Source organism: Streptomyces sp. NPDC033270 (assembly GCF_055576575.1).
In genome coordinates this window covers 1-16,003 of the sequence record NZ_JBVIRA010000036.1, presented here as the reverse complement: position 1 = coordinate 16,003, position 16,003 = coordinate 1, and the positions used below count along the sequence as shown (strand labels likewise).

At 66.6% G+C, this 16,003-nt stretch carries 15 protein-coding genes and 5 pseudogenes; 12 read left to right on the top strand and 8 right to left on the bottom strand.

What is annotated here, in order from left to right; all coding sequences use genetic code 11:
• Positions 1-652 precede the first annotated feature (652 nt).
• The 5 genes and pseudogenes from ACZ5XZ_RS35110 to ACZ5XZ_RS35090 all read left to right on the top strand — a co-directional run.
• Positions 653-1,057, top strand: a pseudogene (locus ACZ5XZ_RS35110) (bifunctional DNA primase/polymerase); the annotation flags it as partial.
• A 42-nt stretch (positions 1,058-1,099) separates the two neighbouring features.
• Positions 1,100-1,417, top strand: coding sequence for a hypothetical protein (locus ACZ5XZ_RS35105; protein ID WP_468985772.1), 318 nt, complete (start codon positions 1,100-1,102; stop codon positions 1,415-1,417).
• A 3-nt stretch (positions 1,418-1,420) separates the two neighbouring features.
• On the top strand, positions 1,421-3,055 hold the full coding sequence (locus tag ACZ5XZ_RS35100) for an alpha/beta hydrolase (RefSeq protein WP_468985769.1): 1,635 nt from the start codon (positions 1,421-1,423) through the stop codon (positions 3,053-3,055).
• Between the two features lie 68 nt (positions 3,056-3,123).
• Positions 3,124-3,663, top strand: coding sequence for a hypothetical protein (locus ACZ5XZ_RS35095; protein WP_468985767.1), 540 nt, complete (start codon positions 3,124-3,126; stop codon positions 3,661-3,663).
• A 521-nt stretch (positions 3,664-4,184) separates the two neighbouring features.
• Positions 4,185-4,522, top strand: a pseudogene (locus ACZ5XZ_RS35090) (HAD family phosphatase); the annotation flags it as partial.
• A gap of 460 nt (positions 4,523-4,982) precedes the next feature.
• Here the strand turns inward: ACZ5XZ_RS35090 and ACZ5XZ_RS35085 are convergent.
• The 3 genes and pseudogenes from ACZ5XZ_RS35085 to ACZ5XZ_RS35075 form a co-directional block, all read right to left on the bottom strand.
• Positions 4,983-5,192, bottom strand: a pseudogene (locus ACZ5XZ_RS35085) (prepilin peptidase); the annotation flags it as partial.
• Positions 5,168-5,536 carry a hypothetical protein gene (locus ACZ5XZ_RS35080; RefSeq protein WP_468985765.1) on the bottom strand — a complete coding sequence of 123 codons (369 nt, stop codon included), beginning with the start codon at positions 5,534-5,536 and terminating at the stop codon, positions 5,168-5,170. The pseudogene ACZ5XZ_RS35085 and the gene ACZ5XZ_RS35080, both read right to left, overlap by 25 nt.
• A gap of 49 nt (positions 5,537-5,585) precedes the next feature.
• Positions 5,586-5,957 (bottom strand): bacterial transcriptional activator domain-containing protein, encoded by a 372-nt coding sequence (locus tag ACZ5XZ_RS35075; RefSeq protein WP_468985763.1) that lies wholly within the window; start codon positions 5,955-5,957, stop codon positions 5,586-5,588.
• 156 nt (positions 5,958-6,113) lie between these two features.
• Between ACZ5XZ_RS35075 and ACZ5XZ_RS35070 the strand changes: the two genes are divergently transcribed.
• The gene (locus ACZ5XZ_RS35070) at positions 6,114-6,695 is read left to right on the top strand and encodes a hypothetical protein (RefSeq protein ID WP_468985760.1); all 582 of its coding nucleotides are present in this window, start codon (positions 6,114-6,116) and stop codon (positions 6,693-6,695) included.
• 54 nt (positions 6,696-6,749) lie between these two features.
• Here ACZ5XZ_RS35070 and ACZ5XZ_RS35065 read toward each other — a convergent pair.
• Positions 6,750-7,882, bottom strand: a pseudogene (locus tag ACZ5XZ_RS35065) (IS630 family transposase).
• Between the two features lie 302 nt (positions 7,883-8,184).
• Here ACZ5XZ_RS35065 and ACZ5XZ_RS35060 point away from each other — a divergent pair.
• From ACZ5XZ_RS35060 to ACZ5XZ_RS35050, 3 genes are all read left to right on the top strand, one after another.
• Positions 8,185-8,688, top strand: coding sequence for an ATP-dependent Clp protease proteolytic subunit (locus ACZ5XZ_RS35060; RefSeq protein WP_468985759.1), 504 nt, complete (start codon positions 8,185-8,187; stop codon positions 8,686-8,688).
• A 468-nt stretch (positions 8,689-9,156) separates the two neighbouring features.
• Complete coding sequence (locus ACZ5XZ_RS35055) at positions 9,157-9,783, top strand: GNAT family N-acetyltransferase (RefSeq protein ID WP_468985758.1); 627 nt, start codon at positions 9,157-9,159, stop codon at positions 9,781-9,783.
• A 649-nt stretch (positions 9,784-10,432) separates the two neighbouring features.
• Positions 10,433-10,609, top strand: coding sequence for a hypothetical protein (locus tag ACZ5XZ_RS35050; RefSeq protein WP_468985755.1), 177 nt, complete (start codon positions 10,433-10,435; stop codon positions 10,607-10,609).
• A gap of 967 nt (positions 10,610-11,576) precedes the next feature.
• On the opposite strand, the gene ACZ5XZ_RS35045 is transcribed toward ACZ5XZ_RS35050, so the two are convergent.
• Entirely contained in the window at positions 11,577-12,419 is an 843-nt protein-coding gene (locus ACZ5XZ_RS35045) for a hypothetical protein (RefSeq protein WP_468985754.1), read from the bottom strand.
• A gap of 687 nt (positions 12,420-13,106) precedes the next feature.
• On the opposite strand from ACZ5XZ_RS35045, the gene ACZ5XZ_RS35040 reads away from it, so the two are divergent.
• The gene (locus tag ACZ5XZ_RS35040) at positions 13,107-13,751 is read left to right on the top strand and encodes a hypothetical protein (RefSeq protein WP_468985752.1); all 645 of its coding nucleotides are present in this window, start codon (positions 13,107-13,109) and stop codon (positions 13,749-13,751) included.
• Between the two features lie 57 nt (positions 13,752-13,808).
• Here ACZ5XZ_RS35040 and ACZ5XZ_RS35035 read toward each other — a convergent pair whose 3' ends face one another.
• Positions 13,809-14,588, bottom strand: coding sequence for a helix-turn-helix domain-containing protein (locus ACZ5XZ_RS35035; RefSeq protein ID WP_468985751.1), 780 nt, complete (start codon positions 14,586-14,588; stop codon positions 13,809-13,811).
• A gap of 117 nt (positions 14,589-14,705) precedes the next feature.
• Between ACZ5XZ_RS35035 and ACZ5XZ_RS35030 the strand changes: the two genes are divergently transcribed.
• Positions 14,706-15,059, top strand: a complete 354-nt coding sequence (locus ACZ5XZ_RS35030) for a nuclear transport factor 2 family protein (protein ID WP_468985748.1) — start codon at positions 14,706-14,708, stop codon at positions 15,057-15,059.
• A gap of 18 nt (positions 15,060-15,077) precedes the next feature.
• Positions 15,078-15,563 carry a DUF1330 domain-containing protein gene (locus ACZ5XZ_RS35025; RefSeq protein WP_468985857.1) on the top strand — a complete coding sequence of 162 codons (486 nt, stop codon included), beginning with the start codon at positions 15,078-15,080 and terminating at the stop codon, positions 15,561-15,563.
• Here the strand turns inward: ACZ5XZ_RS35025 and ACZ5XZ_RS35020 are convergent.
• Together ACZ5XZ_RS35020 and ACZ5XZ_RS35015 are read right to left on the bottom strand one after the other, a co-directional pair.
• Positions 15,548-15,718 (bottom strand): helix-turn-helix domain-containing protein, encoded by a 171-nt coding sequence (locus tag ACZ5XZ_RS35020; protein WP_468985746.1) that lies wholly within the window; start codon positions 15,716-15,718, stop codon positions 15,548-15,550. The two genes, ACZ5XZ_RS35025 and ACZ5XZ_RS35020, sit on opposite strands and share 16 nt — an antisense overlap.
• Before the next feature lie 28 nt (positions 15,719-15,746).
• Positions 15,747-15,959: pseudogene (locus ACZ5XZ_RS35015) on the bottom strand (recombinase family protein); the annotation flags it as partial.
• Between the last annotated feature and the right edge of the window lie 44 nt (positions 15,960-16,003).

Sequence of the window (16,003 nt, the reverse complement as noted above, 5' to 3'; positions counted from 1 at the left end):
AAGCGACTGAAGGTTGGCATCTATGACACGCACGCGCGCTCGGGAATGTCTTCATAGTTCCAAGTTCGAGTCCCTTCAGTCGCTGATGAGGACGCTGCCCCGTTCTGACCTGGCGTTTTTCTCAGTACTGGTGGGCAGCGACTGAAGGAATCAGAGTCGCTGCCCACCAGTGCTGAGCGCTCCGTCTTCCTCTGCAGCGACTGAAGCCCACCTCCGGGGACGTGGCCCAAGTGGCTCTGCCCGTTGTGTCCGAAGGGGTGCAACGGGTGTGCAACAGCGACTGAAGCGACTGAGGCTTCGAACCGGCCTGTGGCACGGTAGAGGTCGCCCCCAACTGGTTCCGTTATTCAGTCGCTCCAGTCGCTCCAGTCGCTCCAGTCGCTCCAGTCGCTGACTCTACGGTAGATAGTCTCTGACCTGCAGCTTCTTACAGCGACTGAAGCCAGACCACCAGAAGTACAGAAGGCCGCCATCACTCCTACGCCCAGTCTGGACATGCTCACCGTCGCCCAGTGGTGCGCGACGGCAGGCTGGCCTGTGCAACCCCTAACCCCCGGGCGCAAGACCCCGGCCGGCAACTGCCGGGCCTGCACAGAGAAGGGGCACAGCCACTTGGACTGCCCCTGCACTAGGGAAGTGTCACGGCTTCCATGCGGCGACCACTGACCTGGACCGGATCTGGAAGTGGTGGTCGGCTCGCCCTGCCCCAGGCGTCGGTGTGGCGTGCGGCGCCGCAGGTCTGATCGTCATCGACATCGACGCCCACGTCCATCCCCAGCTGCTGGACGCGGGCGGCCAGGCGTGCGGCGCGGGCGTTCGCGTTGGCGAGGTCTATCCGGAGCTTGCTGAGTGCGCCGGAGTCTCCGGGTTTGGTGCGCCCGGGAGTCGTACAGCGAGCCGGGGATTGCGGCGCCACCGAAGCCCACGCCGCAACCGTAGCTCCTCCTCTGGGCGACGTCCTTGTGAGCAGATTCGCGCCGGAGCGATTTGCACGTACGCGGGTTTTCAGCCGAAGCCCGCCACCTTGCAACCAACCCTCAGGGACTTGCTGTCATGATCATGCAGCTACACATTCGTTCACCAGGGGGAATGCAGGATTATGTCCAACGGCAGCATCTCGGTCGCACCCGAGGAATTACGGCGAGCAGCAAGCGCCGCCGACGCCATCAGCCACGATCTCCAGACTCCCATCGCCACGGCCAAGCGCGACATCGAAGCAGCCGGCACATCGATGAAGACCTGGTACATCGGCCCTGATATGGAACGGGTTGCCCACGACTGGGGTATGGCACTCGACGAGCTGTGCCAGCGGATCGGCGGCGGCAACCCCGACAGCGCGGCGTCCCGCCTGCGGCGCACCGCGGACGGCCACCAGTTCAACGAAGACGTCACCGCCCAGTCGTTCCAGGCGCGGTGACCGATGTCGCGGAACTTCAAGGAACTCCTTAAGCAGGACTTCTCCGACCTCGAAGCCGCCGTCAGGTCCTGGCAGAAGCTTGCCAAAGCGCTGGAGGAAGCCCAGGCCCGGCACCGGCACAAGGTAACCGGACCACTCCACGCCAGCCAGTGGCAGGGCGTCGACTCCCGCTACGCCTTCATGAAGATGGAAGCCAGCGAGACCCAGCTCACAACCGCGCAGTCCGACGTCACCTCCATCGCCGCCATCCTGGACACCGTTCATGTCGAAATGAAGTCAGCCCAGGACCAGTTGCGCCGTAGCGTGCGTACAGCTGAGGCCGACGGATTCACAGTCGATGACCATGGCAATGTGACGGACGGCAGGTCTTGCCCCACCGGCAACGCCGATGAGGAAGCGCAGGAAGATCATGCCGTGCGCGTCGCCGTGATGGACGGCTACAAGAACGAAATTCAGTTCGCCCTCGACGAGGCCAGTACCGCTGACTGGAAGGGGATGCAGCTCCTTCAGAAGATCGACGCCTTCACTCTCGACAAGGACTACGGCGCCCAGGCGGCGAAGGACGCCGCCCGCGAAGTTGCGGGTTTCTCTCACCTCGATGAGGACGCCATCCCCTCGAAGAAGGACCCGAAGGAGAACGCCAAGTGGTGGGCGGGCCTTTCTGACCAGGAGCGACAGGAGTACATCGACGCCTACCCAGAGAAGATCGGCTGGCTGGACGGCATCCCCAGCGCCGACCGTGACGAGGCGAACCGCAAAGCGGTGGACATCTCGCTTGCGGAGTACGACATGAAGAAGCAGAACGGCGAGTTGGGCATCCACGACCAGAGGCAGTACGACGGCCTGCGAAAACTGCAGGACGCACTCGACAAGGCCGATGGCAGCAAAGACGCAAACAAGCAGCTGTACGTGTTGGGCATCGACACCAGAGGAGACGGACGGGCAGTGGTTTCCCAGGGAAACCCCGATACTGCCCGCAACGTCGCTGTGCAGGTTCCTGGCACCGACAACGACCTGACGAACCTCGACGAGCAGGTCGACCGGATAGACCGACTCCAGCAGGCCTCCAAGGACAAGGGGGGCGGCAATACTGCGGTGGTCTCATGGCTCGGATACGACGCCCCTGAGGTTGACGGCAGCATGGTGACGACCGGCCGTGCAGACCCGGCGGCCGGCGACCTGCGGAGCTTCACCCATGGGCTGCGCGAGGCGCACGAGGGAGAGCGCGCCCATATGACGGTGCTCGGGCACAGTTACGGCTCGACGGTGGTGGGCGCCGGCGCAGCCGGCGGTCATGGCCTCGATGCCGACGACATCATCTCGGTCGGCAGCCCGGGAATGACGGTGGACCACGCCAAGGACTTGCACATGGACCCTCGCCACGTCTGGGCCGGCTGGGCACAGGACGACATAGTCTCCACCGACGCCTCGGACAAATCCCTGGGTGAGAACCCCGCCGACAAGGAGTTCGGGGGCAAGGTATTCGAGGTGGACACCTCGGGACACGGTGGCTATTGGGACGAGGGCAGTGAAAGCCTGGCCAACCAAGGCCGCATCATCGCAGGGAAGCGACCCAGTGACGGGGACTATCACGTGCCCCCGAAGGTATCGCCCAAAACCGAGGGAACACCCCAGTGAACCGCAGGATCCGGCATGCCGGACGCATCAGCTTGCTCACACTTTCCCTGCTTGCATCAGGAGGATGCATGAACGACTCCGGGAAGAACGATCCGCTGCCGGTCAAGAGCAGGGACAACGCCGAACAGCTAGCCCGCAGGCTGGCCGAATCACTGGCCGGACAGTACTCACTCAAAGTCGACGACAGCACCGTGAACAAGGAGTTCCGCGACTGCTTCGGCAAGGACCATGAGCACGCCAGCGACGGACGCTTCGACCTGACCTACTCCGTGCGGGCAAAGCTCCCCGGAGACGAGCACGGCAAAGCCCTACGCGCCATGCGCAAGAAACTCGAAGCCTCCCACTACAAGATCAGTGGCTACCGCGAAGACAAGTCGGATGCCTTGATGGACGCCAAGGGGGGGCACGACAACCTCTTCCTCTCCGTGGAGAGCTACATGCCAGCCACTGAACTGGTCTTCTCCATCAGTACTCCCTGCTTCCTGCCTCCCGGAGTGAAGCAGCAACAGGTATCGGCTCCGGCTCCGAAGACCACCCCCACAGCTCCCGTCCGCGTGGCGGAGGCAACAGCCCCCCTGCGCCGCTTCCCCGACAACCCCTTCGGCTGATCGGCACCCAGCCTCAGCCGATCCGCCCCGGGCGCCGCCAGACACGGGGTGGAGACAGTCGACAGTACGAAGTGGGCTGGAGGTCGTCGGCGGGCGCCGGTCGACCGGCCGCCGGTGGCGTGCGCGCGGAGCCGTCCGTCTGGCGGCTCCGCGTACGGCGCGTTGGTTCAGTCGGTGAGGTACCAGTCGTTCTTGAGGTGCTCCAGGGTGTAGCCGCCGAGGCCGCTCTCGGAGAAGGTCGCGGAGGCCCTGACCGCTTCGACCGGCATCTCGATCTTGTCGGGCGTGTGGCTGTGGAAGTGAAAGCGAACACCGCTTATCGGCAAGATTGGGCAGCACTTGTTGATCACTGGGCCGGAAAGTGTTGCTGAGAACTGACACCACTGGCGGGGCGTGTCGTCCCTCCCCATCTCATGTGACATTGCCCCTGTCTCAGCTGACGTTGCCTGATTCGCGCGTCAGGGACAAGGTCACACGAGACGCCGGTCGCTCGCTGAGCGTTGTGCTATCCAAGGTCAGTGATGAGTTCCAAGGTCCCCAGTGGACCTCTCGGTGCGGTGCTGTGTGACCTTGACAACGTGATCCGTTTTTATGACACGAGCCACCTGGCAGAACTGGAGCGTGCTGCGGGGTTGGCGGAGGGGCGACCGTGAAGGTGGCCTATGCCCCTGAGATTGACCTGCCGTTGCTTCTCGGCGAGATCACTCAGCAGCAATGGGTGGAGTCCATCGCGCTCGACCTTGTGGGCCAGGTGCCAGAGGTGCAGGCCCGCGAGCTGGGGACGGCACTCGCCGAGGCTCCGTTCTGGGCGGACGACGTGGTGGTGGGCCTGCTTCGACGGGTGCGATCACGCATCCCGCCGCGGAGCCGCGTACGGAGTTGGCTGAAGCGTCTGCGCGGCCGGTGATCGGTCGTGCCTGGGTGCTGGCCGGTCCGCCGTGTGGCCGATCCGGATTCCCCCATCGGCCATGAGCCATCGGCCACGGCCGCATCGTGGCCGATGCGCTCGACGGCGATCGGCCATGCCGCGGGCGGTCCTGCCCAGCCGGGGGACCTGTGGGTATTCGCTGCGGGATAAGCATGTGGGTATCGGGCAGCGCCCTGTTCTGCGGGTATGGGCAGTCGGATAGCGCGGCCAGCTGGCGGTCAGGTTCTTGTGGTGAGGGCGGCGGCGAGCGTGCCGATGATGAGGAACGGCCCGAAGGCCCGTGTGCTCTTGCGGTGTGCGCGCCGGGTGAGCAGGAGCACAACTGCCACCGTGCCCCCAGGAGGTAGGTCAGGACGAGCGCGAGGGCGGCGGCCTGCCAGCTGTGCCAGCCGAGCACCGCACCGAGAGAGATCGCCAGCTTCGCGTCGCCCGGACCTGTCGTGCCCAGAACGGCGAGCACGGTGAACAGCCCACTGGCCGCTGCCGCGACCACCGCGGCACGCAGAAGGCTTCCGGCTTCGTGATGAGCGGCTGCGGCGCTGAGCAACGCCAGCGTGCCGACGGCGGCAGCCAGTGTCAGCAGGTCCGGCAGCCGCTGCACCGCGCTGTCATCAGCAGAAGACCGGCGCCGAGAAGAGCGATCCAGTACTGGGCGGCGGCGTACCAGCCGACAGCGCCACTGGCCGCGACCGCAGCGAACGCGGCGGCGGTGGTGAGCTCCGGCAGCCAGGGCGCACACAGCCGTCCACGGCAGTTCGGGCAGCGGCCGCCAGGCGGCAGCAGCCGCAGTGCGTGCGTGCCCCATGCCGGCACCGGCCGAGGCGTGCAGGCCGGGCAGGTGACGTGGGCGGGCTGCCCGGCCGGGACGGCGAGAGCAACGACGACCGGGCGCAGCACAGCTCCGGCCACAAGGCCCCCAAGTGCGGCCAGCAGCTGGCTGAGCATGCGGAGTCCTCTCGTGCTGCGCGACCGGTGCGCGGCGGGGGCGGGTCGCTCAGGCGGACTTGCTGAGCTGGGCCAGGATTTCGGCGGTGGCCTCTTCCATGTCGACGCCCAATTCCATGTTCAGGGTGTCGAGTTTCTCCGCGGCCCGCTCCAGCGCATCCCAGTCGCCGAGGGCGGCGTAGGTGCGGAACAGAACGCGGTAGAGGTTCTCCATCTCGGGCGCCGCATCCAGCCCCTTGGTCGCCGCCCACAGTGCGCCGCGCGGATCGCCTTGGGCCAGGCAGTGCTCGGCCAGGTCCGCGGCCGCGTCCACGATCGCGGAAATCATGTCCTGGGCCTGGTGCTCGGCCCAGGCGTAGCGCCGGCTGTTCACGCCGGAGAACAGCCGGCCCCGCACTAGCACTAGTGCCCCTTCAGGCAAAGTTCGCCCTGTTCTGATGGCTGAGTTGTCGCCTGGTAGCGTCGCTCTCTTCGGCTGGGCCAGCTTGCTGGAGTCTTGACGGGATGCATGGTGACTTCTCCGGATGGCAGTGTTCTGGTCGCTGCGATAGCGAGGGTCGCGAAGACCTTCGGCGGCATGACGGCCCAAGCGGACGAGGTCGGCTGCGGCCGGTGCTTCGATGAGGGCGAGGTCGAGCTGCTGCGGACTCCTGGCGTCCCGCTCCCGGCGGACCTCGTCCGCCGGGTCGCGCAGAAAGATCCTTTTCACTGGGAGGATCAACCCGCGATCATCCGTCGGGTTCTGCCGCAGCTCGTCGTGGTGCTCGCCCAGGGCGAGGCCGAGTCCGATCTCATGGCCCGTGGACTGGCCGCGGCAGGCTGGTCGCGGTGGCCCCGTGAGCAGACTGGGGCAGTGACCGGATTCCTGGACGCATGGTGGTCGCAGACCCTGAGAACGAAGTCGCCGCCCGTTTCGGCGTGTGTGGTGTTCGAGAGCTGTGTGATCGCGAGTTCCTCGGTCACCCCGTGGCTCGCCCGCTGGGAGGCGGAGACGGGACCGGTCGCCCGCCGTCACCTGGCCGACAGCCTCGACTGGTGGCGAGAGGAGTTGACGTCCGACGACTCGCCTTTCACCTGGTGGTGGGGCACCGAGGCGGAAGAGCGAGCCGCCTGGCACGAAGTGAAGCGGTGGCTGGCCGGTCAGGCCCGGGCGACGTGATGCGCCAGAAGGACTGGTGCCTGACCGCAGCCGTGAACGCCAACACGGCCCGATTCAGGCGGTGTTCGCCCGGGTCACGACCTTGTGGAGGCGCTGGTCAGAGGAGTGCTTGTTCCGCCAGATGATGCGCGGCGGATCGTGCTGCCTTGCTCCTTGTGGCTGGCGTGGTCGGTGCCGTCCAGCGCGAAGTAGCGCAGGGCGGTGAACTGAGCCTCGATGCGGTTCAGCCAGGAGCTGTTGGTCGGGGTGTAGGCCAGTTCCACGTTGTTGGCCGCTGCCCAGTCGCCGACCTGGGTGTCCTTCTTCGTGGTCAGGTGCGGGGAGAAGTTGTCGAGCACGATCGCGATGCGGATCTTGGGCGGGTAGAGGCTGCGCAGGTAGCGGCAGAACGCCAGGAACCTCGTCCGGTTCTTCCTCGGTTTGATGTGGCCGTAGAGCTTGTCCTTGCCCAGGTCGTAGGCGGCGAACAGCTGCCGTACCCCGTGCGGGCGGGTGTAGGTCGCCCGGCGGCGGGGCCGGGGCTCCCGGTCCGGGTCCTTGTGCCGTCCGCTGCGTTCGGCCCACTGCCGCCCGGGGTGGGGCTGGAGGTTCAGCGGCCCGAACTCGTCCAGGCAGAAGACGACTTCGGGCTCGCCGTCCTCGGGTATGACCTCGCCGTCGGCGAGCGCGTCGAGGTGCTCGACGCGGGCCTTCTTGGCGGCGTAGTCCGGGTCATGGGAGGTCTTCCAGGTCTTTATGCGTGGAAACGACACGCCCTCCTCGCGGAGCATGATGCGCAGGCCCTCGTGGCTGATGTCGTCGACCACCCCCTCGGCGACCAGGAAGTCGGCCAGCTTGGCCAGGCTCCAGGTCGAAAACGGCAGGCCGTGCTCGGCCGGCTGGGACTTGGCGATCTTCTTGCTCTCGCGCCGTTCGGGCAGGGTGAAGGTCTTCGGCCGGCCGCCCGTGTACTTGGGGTAGAGCGAATCAAAGCCGTCGGCGTTGAAGTTATGGATCACGTCTCGGACCCGGTCCGCGCTGGTGAACGTCACCTCGGCGATTTTCGACACGGGCATACCTTGCGCGGACAGCAGCACCATCTGGGCCCGCCGTCAGGTCACCACCGATCCCGTGCCCCTGCGAATGATCCGCAGCAGCCGTCTGCCCTCGTCATCATCGATCTCCCGAACCCGTACTCGTTCTGCCACCCGGACAGCCTGGCGACACCGCGCCATCCGGACCACCATCCGAACGGCGCGTCACGTCGCAACAGGGCGAACCTTGTCTGATGCGGCACTAGCGACCTCTTCGCCGACCGTTGCCCACCTGTTGCCAGCAGCAAGGAGACCGGCCGGTCCGGCACCCGTTGGTGGACCGGCCGGATCCGTGCCACTGATCTGGTGCTCATATCCATGCGAGCGGGCGGCTCCTGCCATGAGGAAGGAAGGTTGGCATGTCATCTGCGTCCCAGGCCGTGACTGCTCTCCAGCCCCAGGATGCGGATCCTGTCGTGGAGCGGCTGCTATGTCACCGGACCCTCTACATTGGTCAGTCGATCGACGCCGAGACCGCCGACCGCATCACCTCGCAGCTGCTGTTGCTGAACGCTGACTCGGACGACGACATCACGCTCTACATCAACTCACCGGGCGGGCTGGTGACAGCTGGCATGGCGATCTACGACACGATGCAGCACGTCAGCAGCGACATCACCACCATCGGCCTGGGGTTCTGCGCCTCGATGGGCCAGTTCCTTCTGACAGCCGGAGCCCCGGGCAAGCGGTTCGCCATGCCGAACACCAGGATGATGCTGCACCTGCCAGCCTTCACCACAGCCCCTCGACCTGGTCCGGGAAACCGCCCCGAGGAACTGCGCTACACCGAAGAGAAGATCGCCCTCCTCATCGCCCGGCACACCGGACGCGAAGCGGAACAAGTCATCCGCGACTTCGCCGAGGACCGCTGGTTCACCGCTGTCCAAGCCAAGGAGTACGGCCTCATCGGCAGGTGCTGACGCCCCTCGCCGACGCACCGGCCGGGCAAAAACACCAGCACAGCCATCACCGGGACACCGCAGCCTGGTGCCGCTTGCACAAGACCCGGTCACGGTGACTCAACCCTCTCCGGAGAATGACCCCAGTAGTCGGCCCGGTGCTCACGAAGCGATTGATGCCTTCTGCCGGGAGGCCTCCACCTTGGCGCGGCACGGGACGCAAAGCGGGATCTCTGGGGGAACGAGTGTGGCGCGAGGCGACGTATGACGGTTCGGTGCAGCTCAGCGCCGGTGCCATCAACGCTATCGTGCGCAACAGCTGTGGTGCATGGCGACCCGGCGGGCGAGGCTGAGCAACTCGACCGGCCGGTCCGTTGTCCGCAGAAGAGCGGGGTAGTAGCGGATTTGTGGCTGTGCTGAAAAATCACCTTGCTCCCAGCTCGCGTGCCGGAATGGGCTGTCACTCCACGATGCAAGATGCTGTCCTGCATGGGCGACGGGACCACGGGCGAATGGACCATCACAGAACTCGGGGCGAACGACCGCTGGGCGGTGACGGAGGCGATCGGCCTGTTCGACGCCGTCCTGGGGCGCGGGATGCTCACCGTCGGCCGGGCCCTTGCGGACCTGCGCGCCGGGACGTTGGTCCTCCCTGTCGCGCGGTCTGGGCGACACTCCGTCGTGGTGGGCGCCGCGGCCGCCCGTGTGCTCGACGACGACGGCTACCGTGAACTCATTGTCCCTATGCCGCCGGGAACCCTGCCCGCCGTCCCGCCCTCCGCTGACGGCCGGCAGATCGGCCGCCTGGCCTTCTTGGCCGTGACCGTCCCGATGCGCCGCCGCGGCCTCGGCGGTGCTCTTGTCGCTCACTGCACCAGCTGGTTGCGCGAACGGTGCACGGAGGCGTACGGGACATCTTGGCTGCACGACGGACCGGACCGCAGCGACAAGCTGGCCAGGTCCTGCGGCTGGAAGCCAGTCGCCGTCCTGCGTGACTACTGGTTGCCGTCCACCGCCACCGGCGAACAGGACTGTCCTCAGTGCGGCAGCCCTTGCCGTTGCCCAGGGCTGCTGCTGCACCTGCCCGGCCACGACCGCCCGGCCGTCAGAGCCTGACGGTGGTGTCGGCCCCTGTCATTACGCACCCCGAAGCCGTCTGCGGCTACGTCCGCCGGGCAGCGCCACCGTTGATCAAGTCCTGGTCCTTGGGGCGAAGCTTTGAATGCTTGGCGCGATCGCCGGTCCAGTTGTCGTCGGCCCGGCGCTCACGAAGCGATTGATGCCTTCCTACTGGGCCCTCGCCGAAACCGAGACCGCCGGGGCGGGCGACGGCCTACCCCTGTGGCCCATGCTCGTTCGCAGCGACCGGGTCAGCGCACTCACACCCTGACCATGATCAATCTCAGCACCAACCTCTGTACTGATGTTCCCCGAGGCCGGAGGCGTGGTGCGAGCAGGAGGGCCGGTCGCTCAGCCGACCACCACCACCGCGAACGTCGCCGCGTACTTCGGCTACCTCCTGAGCGCGGCAAGGGGAAACCCGGCTCTCCGTACGTCCCGTACCCGCTCGACGCCGTACCCTGTTCGGCGCGTTCGGGACTGCCGCAAAAGATCGCGACCCCAGTGGAGTGTGCCGCCATATAAGTGACTAACGGTGTGGCTGAGTGCGGGGGGCGAGTCCACCACCTTTGAATCGACCCTCGATGGGTGCGGTGGCGCTCCGTCCACCGGGCCTCAGGCGTGTACCGACTGAAAGGAGATTCAAATGGGATCAGCACTTGAGGGCTTGAGCGGCAAAGACCTTCCCAAGGGCTCGCTGAGGCCGATCTCCGACCTTGCAAAGTCAGTGACCGACGCAGGCGAGGGAGGCGTGGTCACCGGGGACATGGTCAGCAAGGCTGGAGAGGTCACAGACATTCTTAGGGGGCTCCCTCTGAAATGAGGTGCACCCGTGATTGGTGACGCTTTGCGAGTCAAGGCCGGACAGCGGTGGGTGCGAGGCGGATGGTGTGCGGCTTCTGCGTCTGGATTCGCATGGTCCTGGTCTTGCTGGGCGGCTCGACGGGGTGTGGCGGGGTGCGGGGCGGCCGTGCAGGCGCTCGACGGCGCCCAGGGCGTGCCCGCGGCCCCCGGCCCAGCGCAAGGCCCGCCGCACCGCCCCTGCGTCCAGCGTCTCCCCGATCTGCCGCGCCCATCGCCAGGTCGTGATCGGCACCTTTGGCCGTCTCGCTGCCTGGACCTCGTCGTACTCGTCTCGTGCCATCGGCTTCCTGCCCACTCGTCGCCCTGAATCAGGCGGACAGACCATGACAGAACAACGATAGAAGCATCAACTGCGCCTAGAATTGGATGAGTTGGTCTCTTGCATCCAGAGCCGCGCCCGCGTACGCGAGAGAAGTCGACCCGCTCGTGTGGCTCCTTCTACCCCGGTCGGGGCAGTCAGCGGCCGACGGCCTACGCCTCGTCGCCGGCGCTGTCGATCTTCTATGTAGTTACGACATGAAAACGCTGCTGACCTGCTGTGCTTAGAGTTGAGAGATGATGTTGTGATCTTGACTGGTATGGCACCTCAACTGCCGTGGCTCATCAGGTGCGTTGCTGGATGGCGGGCTGACTGGGCATCTCACCTGTGATGCTGTGAGTAGACGGAAGATGTCGTAACTAGACAGATAGTTCTTTGGCTTGGATGTCAGAGGCGGCCGCGTCGTAGTTGATCTTCAGGTTGTGGGCGCCCTCTGTCCTCGTCGTCCGGGAGCACCAGGCCGCTGCGGTACGTGGCGCGGAACCCGGGCTGCTGATACCACGTGCTGTGCGCGGAGGTTTCGTCGACGGGGTGGTTGAACTGAGTGGCTTCAGGAGTGTGGTGAGGTTGTCGGCGATGTTCTGGGCGCGTGGTACCGACCAGTTCTTCACTCGGTGAGGTCGAGCGTGAGGCCGACTTCGATTGCCGGCCCCTGGTCGTCGTGCGGGGAGTGCTCCATCTGCTGCTCCCGTATGTCGAAGTGGCCGTCTGGTATGAGGTCGTAGCCGTTCCAGTACCAGCGGGCCAGGCGGTCGGCGGCCCCGGCGAATTTCGTCCGCGTCGAGCCTGCGCTCACGCTGATGCTCTGGATCGGCGCCCTGTCGGGGAGTTGTTCCCTCCAGGACTTCACCAGGGCTGGAAGGGCTTGCAGTTGGGACTTGAGGTCGGCGACGGTGTCGGCCGGCACCGTCTGCCGGGGCGGCGGCATCCAGCCCCGGCGGCCGACGATGACGCCGGCGACAAGCTCGGGGGTGATGGCCAGCTCTGCGGTCTGCGCGGGGCCGTAGCACAGCCGCCACTCCCGCTCGAACAGCCAGTCCGACCGCCCCCGGGCGGCGTCCGGCTCGTACACCACGCACCGGTTGTATGTGCGCCGCGGCAGCTCCGCCTTCATGTGGGCCTGCTCGGTACGGGATACGTACAGCGCCGGCCGGGCTCCGGCGGCGATGAGCTGCTGGCGGTCAAACACGAGGCCCCAGGGTGGGTAGGGCCCGCGGCGGACACCGTGGCGCAGCATCGCCCGGCGGGCTTCCTCGGTGACCTCGCTGAAGCAGATCACCGGTGCATCGGTCCAGAAGGTTGTGTTCCCGCGCAGCACGCCGCTGTGCAGGATGTTCACCAGTCGCTCCTCGGCGCTGCCCTGGGCGAAGTCCGGTACCTCCTCGTCTTGCCCCCGGGGGCGGCCCGTGAAGTGGACCAGGTGGTCGGGCAGGTCGGGGTGCGTGCTCACGGTCGGTTCCTCCCCCTGGTCTCTACGTGCCTGGCCGACAGATCGTCATGCCTGCTTTCCGGCGCCGGACAGGGAGAAAGTATCCAACGCCCCACGAGGATTCGCAGGCCCGCACGGGCAAGGCCGCGGAGGGGAGCGGCCCGGACGTACTGCGGTTGCCGGTCTTGGCCGTTCAGCTCAGGTCGGACAGGCCGAGTACGAAGCGGCAGCGGACGTCGTTGCTCGATGCCGGCGGTGACGCCGTACTCGGCGCGCGCGGAAGTCCAACATGGGGTGGTCGCGAGCCCGCCGCTGCCTGCGGAGCTGAGCCTCTTCGTCCCACGAGCAGGTCGGTGGTCTCCGCAGTGACGGGGCCCCGGTGCCCGGGATTGCCGAGCCTCCCAGCTGAGTGAAGGCCTTGGCCGGGCCCAGGGCGCTTATGGTGTCGGCGGCGGGAGGGTACGGAGTGATCCTGTGACCAGGGGGAGGCGTTTGTTGCAGCATGTCAGCTGCTGTGGCCAATGCTGCTGTTGTGGTAAGTATGACGGCCGAAGGGGAGCCGTCGCGCGATGCGGTCGGGGTGTCCGCTCCCGGGTGACGCTGGGGCGTTGATGACCCGGGGCCGACGGTACGTGCGGCGGCCTGTCCGGCCGGTTGGCCGGGCCGCCCGATCACCGATTGCGCTGTGCGTGCGTCATCGACGCCTCAGTGATCGTCAAGCTCATGCTGCTGGAAGACAGCCCCGGCAAGGACTTCGAGACCCTCGTCAAACTTCAGGACGCCCAGCGCAGTGAACTCCTTGAGCACTGGCAGGCCTGGGGGAAGGGGGAACGTGACGACAGACCGGACCAGGTCAGTGAGGCGAGCAGGCACTGGGCCGCTTCCGAACCCGACCTCACCACGGCCCCGATCGGCCCCTACCTCAGCCTGGCCGCCTCCCTCGTGAGCCTCACCGCGGCCGCGTCCCTCACCCAGGAGCAGGTCACCTGGGTCTCCCACCTCGCCGGCCAGGCCGAGCCGCACCGGCGCAGCGCGCAGCAGGAGGTGACGGCACGACCGGTCACGGAGCAGCAGGCTGTCGTCGAGGCCCTGCTGGAGCGCGGCCGGCGGGAACAGGAGAACGAGCCGCTCGTGGAGTCCCTCCTATACGTGGCGAAGGCCTCCGCCGAGCTGCGCCGCCGCATCGCCGACGGCCTATGGGACATGCGCAGCAACCTCACCCCCGGCTCCGCCCTGGACATCGCCGACAGTGACAGCGAGGAACTGCGCGACCTGGCGGCACGCCTGGCAGACGCCACCGACATCGACCCGATGGTGCAGGAAGCGGCCAAGGTGGAACAGGAGGGCCGCTGATGGGCACCTCGGGCTCCTACGGAGGCAGCGGCTCCGCCGAGTGGAGCACGGCATGGTCTACCGCTGATCGAACCGGTGTCGGGTCGCGTCGTCGGCCGGCAGGAACGTCTCCAGATGCAGCCCTTCCAAGGCGGCGTCGGTGGCGGTGCTGAGGGTGGCGGAGGTGCTGAAGAACCGGAGCGGGTTGCCGTCGACATCGATTTCGAGGGTGATCACTGGCCCTGCGAGGGGGGTAGCGGCATCAGGTTTGTCGAGGTATCCGGCGATCTCTGTGACAAGCTCGTGGTGGCGCTGGTCATGGGTGCGCTCGGCGCGGTGTCTCACTTGTTGCAGTAGATGGCTGCCCCACTCCGTGAGATTGCTGATCCGGTCGGCCAGCCCGTCGGGATGGAGACATACCCGGACCACATTGATCGGCGGATCCAGCAATTCCGGTGCGCAACCGGTCAGCAGCTGGTCAACGGCGGTGTTGGTGTCGACGATGTCCCAGTGGTCGTCCAGCAGCAGTGCGGGGTAAGGCAGGTGTGCGTCGAGGAGTCGACGCAGACCGTCCATCACTGCTGCGATCGACGCGTCGTCCAATTGACGATCCTGATATCGCGGTGCGTAGCCGGCGGCCAACAGGATTCGGTTGCGATCCCGCAGCGGCACATCCAGGTTGTCGGAGAGGTGCATGAGCATCTCCGGGGTCGGGTGCGCCTTGCCGGTCTCCACCCGGCTGAGATGCCGGGTGGAGACCCGCGATCGGTTGGACAGTTCCTGCTGGCTGAACCGGCGTCGTTCGCGCCAGGTCCGCAACAGCGCACCGACCGGCGGGACTTCGCTTGCAACGCTCATGCCATGAGTCTACGGATCCGTGTCCCGGCAGCCATGACCTGTGAGGTCATGGATCGGATGGCCGGACCCGAGCCAGGATGCCGGACACCAGCCGATCGAAACGAACGGGAGGAATTGATGATGAAGGACATCGTCCAGCAGTACCTGGCCACCTGGAACGCGACCGGCGACGACCGTGCGACGTTGATATCCGAGCACTGGTCGCCCGAGGTCACCTACACCGATCCGATGGCCGAGGTCTCCGGCCACGAGGGGATCGCGGCGGTCGTCGATGGCGTCCAGGCGCAGTTTCCCGGGTTCGTGTTCACCCAGGTTGGCGAGATCGACGCCCACCATCGACAGGTGCGCTTCCGCTGGGGTCTGGGCCCGAAGGGAGCCGAGCCGCTGGTGATCGGATTCGACGTTCTGGTGCTGGACGGATCAGGCCGGATCCAGGACGTACGCGGTTTCCTGGACAAGGCGCCGGCATGACGGCGCCGCGCGTACGCGATCGGCTACCTGGAGGATGTCGAGGTCGGCCCGGAGATCGCGGAGTACATCGAGCGGATCGAGGCCACGATGACGCAGTACGGCGGTCGCTTCCTGGTGCACGGCGGACAACTCGTCGGGCAAGAGGGAACCTGGGACGGCGACATCGTGATGCTGGAGTTCCCCGATCTGGCCAGCGCCCAGGAGTGGTACAAGTCGCCGGACTACCAGGCGATCCTGCCGCTGGTCGCCGCGCACTCGACCTCGATGGTCGCGCTGGTCGAGGGGTGCCCGACGGCCATCGCGCAGTCGACAAGATTTCTCAGCTGTTCCCGCAGCAGGACGCCCCGGCCGGGTAGGCGCGCTGAGCGCGGACCGACCACTCGACAGCGCCCCACAGCCTCCCGCCGAAGTCGCCGTAACCGACCCCGCCCACCGCGGATCGGGACGTTCGGCGACGCCTACGGGCAGCATCGCCGATTCCTGGACGACTATCCCTGGAGGTAGCGGTGCAGGGAGGTCTTGGGGATGCCGGTCTTCTCGGCGATCTCGCCGAGGCTGCTGCCCTGCTGCTTGAGGAGCTTGGCGTACTCGATTCTGTCGGCGGGGGGCAACAGGGCGGCCGATGCGGCGGCCGGCGGCTTCGGCGACGGCGCGGGCATGGGCTGCCCGTTCGGCTGTGAAGGTACGTTCCATCTCGGCGAACAGGGCCAGCAGCAGGAAGGCGATGCGGGCCATGCCCTCGTCGGCGGTGTTGATCGGCAGCGGGTCGGCCAGTGAGCGCACGCCGATGTCTTGGTCGTTCAGGTCGTGGACGAGGTTGAGGGCTTCACGCCGGTTGCGGCCGAGCCGGTCGAGCGTGTGGACCACGACGGTGTCGCCGGGGCGGGCGTAGACGAGCAGGCCCGCCAGGCCGGGACGGTCGACGGTGGCGCCACTCTTCTTGT